The following is a 631-nucleotide window of genomic DNA, read 5'->3' on the forward strand; positions in this document are numbered from 1 at the left end:
TTCCTGATCGCTGGCAAGCTCAACTTCACTTCGATCAACCCGCATACTGCATAACCCATTTGAATTTCAAAAGAGCCCCAGATTACTCCATGCCTCCGCGGAATCAGGCCTAAGGAACGAGTGAGAAATAACTTCCCGAAGTGGACCTGGCGGGTGCAAAGCGACACTGGTAAGATGGGGTCCTTCTGGAGGACAGACGATGCAGGCTGGTTACCGGGCTGAGGTTGAAACGCGGATGAAGCGGCTGTACGCGCGGTTGTCGGAGAAGGACCGACGTCGGTATGCGGCAGTGGAGGCGGACAAGTTGGGCCATGGCGGTTTCGAATATATTGCGAAACTGTTTGAAATTGACCCGAAAACAATCAGGCAAGGGTTGAAGGAGCTGGAAGAAGAACTCGATCCGGCTGGAGAGCGGATCCGAAAAAAAGGGGCGTAAATCCAGGTTAACGGAGCATCCGGAGTGGAACGCGGTATTTCTGGACGTGGTGCGAGAGCATACGGCGGGTAACCACAACACGGCGTCATCTGGACAGATCTGAAGCCACGCGAAATCGGGCGTGGTTCAAAATACGCGATTTTTGCGTTACATGGACGAGCTGATGCAGCCTGCGTGAAAGAGCAGAAATGGTGA

Annotated in this window: 1 protein-coding gene; it reads left to right on the plus strand. The window is 53.6% G+C overall.

Going from position 1 to position 631, the window contains the following annotated elements:
• The first annotated feature begins 199 nt into the window (after positions 1-199).
• The gene (locus tag EVC45_RS45045) at positions 200-436 is read left to right on the plus strand and encodes a hypothetical protein (protein WP_211193620.1); all 237 of its coding nucleotides are present in this window, start codon (positions 200-202) and stop codon (positions 434-436) included.
• The last annotated feature ends 195 nt before the right edge of the window (positions 437-631 follow it).

This window comes from Paraburkholderia sp. UYCP14C (genome assembly GCF_004197395.1).
GTDB lineage: Bacteria > Pseudomonadota > Gammaproteobacteria > Burkholderiales > Burkholderiaceae > Paraburkholderia.

Bases quoted from the DNA above. Each gene is read 5' to 3' on its own strand.
- EVC45_RS45045 (WP_211193620.1), top strand. From the start codon at position 200: ATGCAGGCTGGTTACCGGGCTGAGGTTGAAACGCGGATGAAGCGGCTG.